The sequence below is a fragment of the Achromobacter sp. genome (assembly GCF_057314935.1).
In genome coordinates this window covers 2,649-5,232 of the sequence record NZ_DBHKZA010000111.1, presented here as the reverse complement: position 1 = coordinate 5,232, position 2,584 = coordinate 2,649, and the positions used below count along the sequence as shown (strand labels likewise).

Genomic DNA, 2,584 nt, shown 5'->3' with positions numbered 1-2,584 from the left:
TTGCCGGTCATGAAGAACGGGGCGCCGGACGCGGCCAGGGCGCAGCGGGCCGGGGCGGCGAGGGTGCCGCAGGTCGAGGCGGCCAGGCTGCGGCGGGCCGGGGGGGTGATGGTTCGGCAGGCCGGGGCGGCGACGCTGCGGCGAACCGTGGACAAGGCACCCACGCAGGCGCCGGGCAGGGCTCCCGCGACCGGGCGCAAGGCGGCGCCGCGCAAACGCCGCGTTCTTCAAGCGTTTCCACGCAGGACCACCAGGAAGCGGCCCAACGCCAGCGCGCGGATGAATCCGCCGCCCGCGATCGTGCCCGCGCCTCCAACAGCAGCAGCGCGCTGCACGACGCCGGCAACGGCGACCGGATGCGCCAGCAGAGCCAACGCAGCGAGATGAATCGGGGCGGCGGCGGTGGCGGACATCGGGCTGGCGGCGGCGGCGGACGTGCGGGCGGCGGTGGCGGCGGCCATTTCGGTGGCCGGAGGTAAGCACCATGGACAAAGGAGCTTTCATGACGAATGCCTGGGTTCGTGCCCGCGTGCTGGGCGCCGCGACACTGCTGGCGCTGGGGTTGGCGGCCCCGGCGGCGGCGCAAAGCGTGTATCCGACGGCGCAGGCCGCGGCGGACGCCTTTGCCGATGCGCTGGCCACCAGCGATCCGGCCGCCATCGCCCGCGTGCTGGGGCCCGATCACAAGCAGATCGTGCCGGGCGGCGTGGCGCAGGACGACATCTACCGTTTCCTGGCGGCGTGGGCCAACAAGCACGAGGTCGTCGCGGATGGCGGCCGTTCCTGGCTGGCGGTCGGCGATTCCGGATGGACCATGCCCGTGCCCATCGTGCAATCGGGCAAGGGCTGGCGGTTCGATCCGGTCGCGGGCAAGGCCGAAATCCAGCGCCGCGCGATCGGCCGCAACGAACTGACCGCGATCGAAACCCTGCGGCAGCTGCAGGCGGCGCAGACCCGCTATCAACAAGGCGTGGGGCAAGGCCGCTATGCGAGCCGTCTGGTCAGCCGGCCCGGCATGATGGACGGCCTGTACTGGCCGGAAGTGCCAGGTTCCCCGCCGCAGGCCTTCGGGCCGGACGCGTTGGCGATGGGGCCGGAAGTGCCCGTGTCGGAGGCCTATGCCGGCTACCGCTACAAGGTGCTGCCGGGCGGGCAGGACACCGCCTACCGCATCGTGGCGTGGCCGGCGCGCTACGGGCAGACTGGCATCGGCACGTTTGTGATCGGTCCTCAGGGCGGGGTGCTGGAAGCGGACCTGGGACCGTCGTCCGCATCCCGCGCGGCCGCCTTGCGGGAACGCGATATCGCCTCCGGCGCGTGGGTCGACGCTGACGCGCAACCCGTTGGCGCCAAATGATTTTTCGATGTTTTCAGAGGGTTTTCAGGCGGGGGTTGTTGCGGGGTCGCAACAGGCGTGTACGTTTGTCGCCAAACCCCCCGCTGTTGCGCTTTTGACAGGCGGCTGTGCCTAAAATGGCGGGCACTGGGATCGGTGCCCGATCCCCTTTTGCCGGACCTTGAAATTGAATCCCTTGCATTTTGTCCGCTACGCCCTGGCCGGCGTAGGGATGGCGCTTAGCGCAGCGGCGGCATCCGCCCCGATTTTCGTCCTGAACTCCCTGGACGCCAATGTCAGCATCATCGATCCGGTGTCCTACAAGGAGCTGCGGCGCGTGCCCACTGGCAAAGAGCCGCATCACCTGTACCTGACCCCGGATGAGAAGTCGCTCATGGTGGCCAACGCCACGGGCAACACCATCACGATGATGGATCCCAAGACGGGCGACGTGCAGCGCACGCTGACCGGCATCGTCGATCCCTACCAGCTGCAGTTTTCGCCGGACATGAAGTGGTTCGTCACGGCGGCCAACCGCCTGGACCATATCGATATCTATGCCTGGCAGCCGCAGGAAAAGGGCGCCGAGCTGAAGCTGGTCAAGCGCGTCCCGGCGGGCAAGACGCCCAGCCACATCATGATCGACAAGAAGAGCACCACGGCCTACGTGACGCTGCAGGACAGCGATCAGCTGATCGCCATCGACCTGGCCACGCAGACGCCCAAATGGACGGTGTCCGTCGGCAAGACGCCGGCCGACGTGTTCCTGACGCCCGACCAGAAGACGCTGCTGGTGGCGCTGACGGGCGACTCGTTCGTCGAAGCCTACGACGTCAGCAACGGGCCCGCCAAACTGGTCAAGCGCATCCCCACGGCCGCCGGCGCGCACGCTTTCCGCGCGCAGGGCGACAAGCGCCACCTGTTCGTCAGCAACCGCACCGCCAATTCCATCAGCCGCATCGACATGCAGACGCTGACCGTCACCGACACCTTCGCGGTGCCCGGCGGCCCCGACTGCATGGACGTGTTGGCCGACGGCAAGACGCTGCTGGTCACCTCGCGCTGGGCGCGCAAGATGACGGTGGTGGACCTTGAGCAGAAGAAGGTCGTGAACCAGGTGGCGGTCGGCAAGTCACCCCACGGTGTGTGGACGCTGAACCATGCGCCAACGAGGTAAGGGCCCCCACGCCGCACCCGCTGTCGCGGGCTTGCTGCCCCCCAAGGGGGCATTTTCACCTTGGGGCGGCC

Annotated in this window: 3 protein-coding genes; 2 read left to right on the top strand and 1 reads right to left on the bottom strand. The window is 68.6% G+C overall.

The window, feature by feature from the left end:
• Positions 1-227 precede the first annotated feature (227 nt).
• Positions 228-461, bottom strand: coding sequence for a hypothetical protein (locus tag ACO6D5_RS27120; RefSeq protein ID WP_485827095.1), 234 nt, complete (start codon positions 459-461; stop codon positions 228-230).
• A 41-nt stretch (positions 462-502) separates the two neighbouring features.
• On the opposite strand from ACO6D5_RS27120, the gene ACO6D5_RS27115 reads away from it, so the two are divergent.
• Entirely contained in the window at positions 503-1,357 is an 855-nt protein-coding gene (locus ACO6D5_RS27115; protein WP_485827094.1) for a DUF2950 family protein, read from the top strand.
• Between the two features lie 175 nt (positions 1,358-1,532).
• On the top strand, positions 1,533-2,513 hold the full coding sequence (locus ACO6D5_RS27110) for a YVTN family beta-propeller repeat protein (RefSeq protein WP_485827103.1): 981 nt from the start codon (positions 1,533-1,535) through the stop codon (positions 2,511-2,513).
• The last annotated feature ends 71 nt before the right edge of the window (positions 2,514-2,584 follow it).

What these genes read in the sequence shown, in the direction of transcription:
- ACO6D5_RS27120 (WP_485827095.1), bottom strand. Translation starts at nt 461, where the DNA reads ATGGCCGCCGCCACCGCCGCCCGCACGTCCGCCGCCGCCGCCAGCCCG.
- ACO6D5_RS27115 (WP_485827094.1), top strand. Translation starts at nt 503, where the DNA reads ATGACGAATGCCTGGGTTCGTGCCCGCGTGCTGGGCGCCGCGACACTG.